General features: G+C 72.8%; 7 protein-coding genes. 2 read left to right on the forward strand and 5 right to left on the reverse strand.

Translation table 11 applies throughout. From position 1 onward, the window contains the following. Positions 1 to 376: EF-hand domain-containing protein (locus K7862_RS36750; protein WP_372461732.1), on the forward strand; the 376-nt coding region annotated here is incomplete at its 5' end. Here K7862_RS36750 and K7862_RS38580 read toward each other — a convergent pair. The 5 genes from K7862_RS38580 to K7862_RS36775 all read right to left on the reverse strand — a co-directional run bounded on the left by K7862_RS38580 (position 326) and on the right by K7862_RS36775 (position 5,683). Beyond that, positions 326 to 697 carry a CGNR zinc finger domain-containing protein gene (locus tag K7862_RS38580; protein ID WP_222970096.1) on the reverse strand — a complete coding sequence of 124 codons (372 nt, stop codon included), beginning with the start codon at positions 695 to 697 and terminating at the stop codon, positions 326 to 328. The two genes, K7862_RS36750 and K7862_RS38580, sit on opposite strands and share 51 nt — an antisense overlap. A 138-nt stretch (positions 698 to 835) precedes the next feature. Next, a complete protein-coding gene (locus tag K7862_RS36760) occupies positions 836 to 1,930 on the reverse strand; it encodes a hypothetical protein (RefSeq protein ID WP_222970098.1) in 1,095 nt (364 codons plus the stop codon). A 121-nt stretch (positions 1,931 to 2,051) separates the two neighbouring features. After that, positions 2,052 to 2,246, reverse strand: coding sequence for a hypothetical protein (locus tag K7862_RS36765; protein WP_222970100.1), 195 nt, complete (start codon positions 2,244 to 2,246; stop codon positions 2,052 to 2,054). A 138-nt stretch (positions 2,247 to 2,384) separates the two neighbouring features. After that, positions 2,385 to 3,827, reverse strand: a complete 1,443-nt coding sequence (locus K7862_RS36770; protein ID WP_222970102.1) for an aldehyde dehydrogenase — start codon at positions 3,825 to 3,827, stop codon at positions 2,385 to 2,387. Between the two features lie 218 nt (positions 3,828 to 4,045). After that, positions 4,046 to 5,683: an MDR family MFS transporter gene (locus tag K7862_RS36775; RefSeq protein ID WP_308012381.1), complete on the reverse strand. Its 1,638-nt coding sequence runs from the start codon at positions 5,681 to 5,683 to the stop codon at positions 4,046 to 4,048. Between the two features lie 159 nt (positions 5,684 to 5,842). On the opposite strand from K7862_RS36775, the gene K7862_RS36780 reads away from it, so the two are divergent. After that, a partial coding sequence (locus K7862_RS36780) for a TetR/AcrR family transcriptional regulator (protein WP_222970107.1) occupies positions 5,843 to 6,258 on the forward strand: 416 nt, incomplete at its 3' end.

Genomic DNA, 6,258 nt, shown 5'->3' on the forward strand with positions numbered 1-6,258 from the left:
CCGCCTCGACCTGGACGAACCCGAGGAGACCCGGCTCTACAACGCCTTCGCCGACTGGTGGCGTGAACTGCAGACCGCCCTCGACACCGACGGCGACGGCCGCGTCAGCGCCCGCGAGTACGCCGCCGCCGTCCCTTTCCTGGCCGGCCCCGCGCTGATCAAGGTCGCCGAGGTCCTCTTCGACGCCACCGACAAGGACGGCAACCAGGAGATCGACGCCGACGAGTACCAGGCGCTGTTCCGGACCGCGTTCCACCGCGAGACCGCGGGCGCCGGGCCCGTCTGCGGCCGCAGCGCCTTCGTCAGCGACTTCCTGTCCTTCATGTCAGGCCGGCGCCGCTCCACCCCGTACGACCCGCTGCTCGCCCAGGCCTGAGCACCGCCGCAGGTATGCGGAACGCCACCGGGCCGTCGCACGCCGCGTCCACGAGGAGCTCTTGTCGCGGCTGCGGCAGGCGCGGGCGGCCATCCGGGTGCCGCACGCGGAACTGCACTGCAGATCCGACGAGTTGCGGGTCTTGTCGAACATGCCGGTGTGGCAGGACGGGTCCTTGCACCTCTTCAGCCGGGCCCGGCCGCCGCGCGCCGCGAGGTCGGCCGCGGCGGCCGGCAGCGCGCCGAAGCCCCCGGCCGGTGCGCGCTTCGCGCCGGCACCGGCGTGGTCCTCGCACGTCGGCGGCGACGGGAAGCTCGTCACCGGCCAGAGCCCCTGCCTCGGCCGCGGCCGCCGCCCGGACCGTGCTGGCCGAGCTCGCCGCCCGGGCCGCGGCTCCGGCCGCCGGAGGCCGCGGAAGCCCGCCTCCGGCGGCGCCGTCCTGTGGCGGCGTCGCCGGCGCTACGCCGTCCCACCGCCGTGCGGCGCTGGACGATCCGGCTCCACGTCGACCGTGCGGCGCAGCTGCTCCAGCGTCGTCGGCAGCGGCGACCACCCGTAACGCCCGGCCATCAGGCCGTTCAGCGCGACCGCGCCCCGTGTGTACGCCTTGCGGATCCCCTGCGGCCGCAGCGCGAAACCGGGCTCCCCCTGCCACTGGTTGGCCTTCAGCGACACCCACAACGCCGACTGCGTGCCCTGCAGGCGGGCGACCAGACCGGCACGCACCCGCAGCCACTGCCGCAGCGCCACCGCGGTGCCGGGCCGCAGCGCGTACCGCTCCACCGCCGGTCCGCCCTCGCCGAGCCGCTCCAGCGCGGCCAGCACCTTCGCCCGCGAGCCCGGCGCGACGCCCCCGCGCCCGGTCATCACCCGGTGCACCACGTCCTCGCCCACGCCGGCCTGCCCGGCGACCACCCGCTGCGGCAGGTCCGAGGCGTTCTGCGGGCTGCGGCGCACCCACACCGTCCCCTCCCCCGCCCCCAGGTCGTCCAGCCGCATCGCCGCCAGCTCGGAGGAGCGCGCGCCGGTGTCCAGCACCACGGCCACCAGGGCCAGCAGCCGCACCCGGTCCTCCTTGGACAAGGCGATCCCGCCGCGTTCCACCGGCGCGTCCGACGCCATGTCGGCCAGCTTGCGGTACAGCACGGGCAGTTGAGCCGGGGGCACCACGGCCTTGGGCTCCGGCTGGGCCACCGTCGGCAGCCACACGGCCTCACCCGGGCACACCTCCGCGGCCAGGATGCCCAGACAGTCCCGCACGATCCGCAGCGTCGCGCCCGACGGCGCCTTGCCGACGTCGCGTTCCCGCATCCACAGCCGGCCCGTCGTGGCCAGTCGCCAGAACGTCCGCAGCGCCTCGTCGCCGAACAGCTCACCGGACCGCGCCGGCGGCGTCACCCCGTCCGGCCAGTGCTCCAGGGCCCGTCCCCACATCGCGGCGACCATCCGCAACTGCCGGGCCCGCGACGGCGACACGCCGTCGGCCAGTCCGTCGACGACCCCGTCCAGCGTCCGCACCGCCGGCGCCCGGCCGGCCACGTCTGTCTGCGCCATGCCGACCAGTCTGCCGCCCACCACCCACACCGGACGCGTCCGGCGCCCGGACCTCCTGAAACGCCACCGGGGGCGCCGGCCGCGTCGGGCCGGCGCCCCCCGGTGGGAGAGCTGACGGGAGTTACAGGCCGAGGTCCATGGCCAGGCAGGAGTAGTGCTGCCACGAGCCCTCCGGGTCGTACGCCGCGTTCACCACGCTGCTCGGCCCGGCCGGGACCTCCTGGGTCATGTCCTCGAACCGGATCGGTTCGGGGAGGCTGCCGAACCGCGCGTGCCGTATCGCCGCGTCCGCGTCCTTCGCGAGTTCGCTGCTCATGACCGTTCTCCACTTCGCCGATCCTGGGCCACGTTCTCCCTCTGGCCCTGACTGACCTCAGAGTGCACCTTCCGGCGTCACCAGTCAAGACGGTGACGGAGGTCACCTCGCGCAACGGCCGCCAGTGGGCCCGCGCACTCAGAGCGTGACCGTCTTGTACTCGGTGTACGTGCCGAGGCCGACCGCCCCGTACTCCCGGCCGATCCCGCTGGCCTTGAAGCCGCCGAACGGGCCGTCGAAGGCCACCGAGGCCCCGTTGACCGTCACGGTCCCGGTCCGGATACGGCGGGCGACGTCCAGCGCGTGCTCGGGGTCGGACGACCAGACACCGCCGGACAGGCCGTACTCGGAGTCGTTGGCGATCCGGACGGCGTCGTCCTCGTCGTCGTACGCGATGACGACCAGGACCGGGCCGAATATCTCCTCCTGCGCGATCCGCATGGAGTTGTCGACATCGGCGAACACCGTGGGGGTGACGTAGTTCCCCTTCTCCAGGCCCTCGGGGATCTGCGGACCGCCGGTGACCAGACGGGCGCCCTCCTCGATGCCGATCCGGATGTAGTCGCGCACCCGCTCCTGCTGGTCGGGGCGGATCATCGGGCCGATGAAGGTGTCCGGATCGTTGGGGTCGCCCACCTTGAGGGACTCCACGAGTCCCTTGAGCGCAGCCACGACCTCCTCGTAACGGCCGCGCGGGGCCAGGATCCGGGTCTGGGCGATGCACGACTCGCCGTTGTTGAGCAGGGAGCCGAACTTCAGGCCGGCGACGGCCTGTGCGACGTCGGCGTCCGGCAGGATCACTGCGGCGGACTTGCCGCCGAGCTCCAGACTGACCCGCTTGAGCTGCTCGCCCGCCAGGGACGCGATACGGCGGCCGGCGCGCGTCGAGCCGGTGAAGGCGATCTTGTCGACCTCCGGGTGCGACACCAGGTACTCACTGGTCTCCCGGTCCGCGGGCAGCACGCTCACCACGCCCTCGGGCAGGCCCACCCGCTCCAGCAGTTCGGCGAGGAAGCCCATGCTCAGGGAGTTCTCCGGGGACACCTTGAGGACCACCGAGTTGCCCGCGAGCAGGGCGGGGATGATCTTCGAAGTCGCCGACGAGAACGGCGAGTTCCACGGGATCACAGCGGCCACGACGCCCACCGCCTCACGGCGCACGACACTGCGCACCGGGGACGCCGGGTCGGAGGGGACCAGCGTCTCCTCCCAGCCGAACTCCTCCGCGGCCTTGAGGTAGGCGTTCGCCTGGCGGGTCAGCCCGGGCTGGCCCGCGCGGGTGAACCAGCCCGCGGAACCGTTCTCCAGCGAGATCAGCTCCGCGACCTTGCCGGCCTGCTCCTCGCGCAGCGCGTTGAACCTGCGCAGGACCGCGATCCGCTCCTCCGGCGGGGTCTGACGCCACACGCCCGACTCGAAGGACCCGCGCGCCGCGGCCACCGCGCGGTCGACGTCGGCGGCCCGCGCCTGGGCCGCCCGGCCGATCACCGCGTTGTCGTGCGGCGAGAGGATGTCGAGCAGGTCGTCGGAGCTGGGGGCGGTCCAGGAGCCTCCGATGAAGAGCCGGTCGTAGATGATCACGCGCTTCTCACTTCCACTGCACTCACGTGTTTCCTTAACTGTCACTCTACTGTAGCACTTCGACTCTGAAGAGGCACGCCAGCGAGACGTCGGGCCCGTCACACATGAGGCCGCCGACGCCCCGGCGCGGCACGACGCGGAACGGCCGGCCGGACCCGATTCCCAGGTCCGGCCGGCCGTGCCGCGTCGGCGGCAGCGAGCGTGGTCGTCACGATCGGTCACGCGGCGGGCAGTGACTCCTCGGAGCCGGCGTCGGCGGCCTGCGGGGGCCGGACGACCGAAGGCGGCTGGTGCTCGGCGGCGCGCCCCTGGGTGCGGGCCGGCTTGAGGAACACCGCGAGCAGCGTGCCGGCGACGAGGGCGGGCGCGACCCAGAGGTACCCGGCGGCCGTGGCGTGGGCGAACGCGTCCCGCGCGGTGTCGCGCAGCCCGGCGGGGAGCTGGGCGATGGTGCCGGGGCGGGCCGGGTCGAAGCCGCCCGTGACCGGCAGGCTCCGGGTGCGGTGGGCGAAGCCCGCGTTGAGGAGGGCTCCGAAGACGGCGACGCCGAAGGCCGCGCCGATGGAGCGGGCGAAGGTGACCACCGCGCTGGCGGCACCGAGGTCGGCGGTGGGGACGCTGTTCTGGACGGTGGTCATGACGACCATGGGCACCATGCCGATGCCGAGCCCGGTGACGAGGAAGTATCCGCTCAGGACGAGGGTGCCGGTGCCGCCGCCGATGGTGCCGAGCAGCAGCAGTCCCGCCAGGTTGGCGAGCAGGCCCGCGAGCAGGATCCGCCGCAGCAGGGCCGCGCGGGCCGCCCAGCGGCCGGCGAGGGTCTGGCTCATCACCAGACCGGCCACCAGCGGCAGCATGAAGAAGCCGGAGAGGGTGGCCGAGACCCCGCGGACGATCTGCAGATAGGTCGGCAGGTAGACCAGGACCGCGAACATGGCCGCGTTGGCGGCGAAGCCGATCAGCGAGGAGAAGACCACGGTCCGGGAGGCGAAGACGGCCGGCGGCAGCACCGGTGCGGCGGCCCGGCGCTCGACGGGTACCAGCAGCGCGGCCAGCAGGACGGTGGCGGCGATCAGACCGGCGATGGACGGCGAGGTCCAGCCCCAGCGCTCCCCGAACGAGGTGACGAGCACCAGCCCGGTGGCGATCGCGGCCAGCAGGAGGGATCCCAGGTAGTCGATGCGTGCCGCGGTCCGCCGGGTGGCGGCGGGCAGCGCCCGGGCCGCGATGACCAGGGCAACGGCGCCGACCGGCAGGTTGACCAGGAAGGCCCAGCGCCAGGAGAGCTGGTCGGTGAAGACACCGCCCAGCAGCGGGCCGACGATGCTGGCGACGCCGTAGACCGAGCCGAACATGCCCTGGTAGCGGCCGCGTTCACCCGGGCGGACGATGTCGCCGACCAGGGCGAAGGTGAGCACGATCATGCCGCCGCCGCCCATGCCCTGCAGCACGCGGGCGCCGATGAGTTCCGGCAGGTCCTGCGCCAGCCCGCAGGCCACCGACGCGATGAGGAAGATCGAGGTCGACGCCAGGTAGAGGGACTTGCGGCCGAACATGTCGCCGAGCTTGCCCCACAGCGGCGTGACGGCCGTCGACGCCAGGAGATAGGCGGCGCTCACCCACGCGATGTCGTCGAACCCGTTGAGGTCCTCCGCTATCCGCGGCAGCGCGGTGGAGACGATCGTCTGGTCCAGAGCCGCCAGGAGAACGGCCAGGATCAGCGCGCTCATGGCGGCGAGGACACCCCCTGACGGGGATGCGGACTGCTGTGCCTTCGGCATCGGACATGCCCTTTCTGCGAAGTGGCGGGCGGGGTGCCGGACACGGCGCGGCGGTCGAGCCGCAACCGATGACACCTCCGATTAACTGTCACTCTACTGTAGCACTTATAGAGGAGACATCTACTTCACTGAGGCAATAAAAGACGCAGACTCCACAGAAGCGCCGCTACACTCAGGAGGGTGAGAGCCGACGCAGCACGCAATCTGGAAGCCGTCCTGACGACCGGAGCCCGCATGCTCGCCACCGATCCGGGTGCGAGCATCGCCGGCATCGCCACCGCGGCAGGGGTCGACCGGCGGACCGTCTACCGGCGGTTCGCCTCCCGCGAGGACCTCCTCGCGGCCATCTACGAATCCCGGCTGACCGCCATCGAGCACGCCATCTCCGACGCCCGGCTCCGCGAGGCGCCCGTGACCGTCGCCCTGCACCGCTACGTCGAGAACATCATCACGGTGAACCGCACCTGGCCGGTCGACCTGACGCGGATGCTCGCCGACGATGCCGTCCGCGCGCGGCGGGACGCCAGCGTCGACGAGGTCGACGCCTTCCTCCGACGCGCCACCGACGAGGGCCTGCTGCGCTCCGACGTGCCCGACGGCTGGGCCTCGGCGCTGCTGCCGCAGCTGACGCACCTGGTCTCCCGGCAACT

Origin of the sequence: Actinacidiphila acidipaludis (assembly GCF_019890725.1) — a bacterium.
GTDB classification, from domain to species: domain Bacteria; phylum Actinomycetota; class Actinomycetes; order Streptomycetales; family Streptomycetaceae; genus Actinacidiphila; species Actinacidiphila acidipaludis.

Excerpts from the sequence above, each read along its gene's own strand:
- K7862_RS36760 (WP_222970098.1), bottom strand. The coding sequence starts at position 1,930 with ATGGCGCAGACAGACGTGGCCGGCCGGGCGCCGGCGGTGCGGACGCTG.
- K7862_RS36765 (WP_222970100.1), bottom strand. The coding sequence starts at position 2,246 with ATGAGCAGCGAACTCGCGAAGGACGCGGACGCGGCGATACGGCACGCG.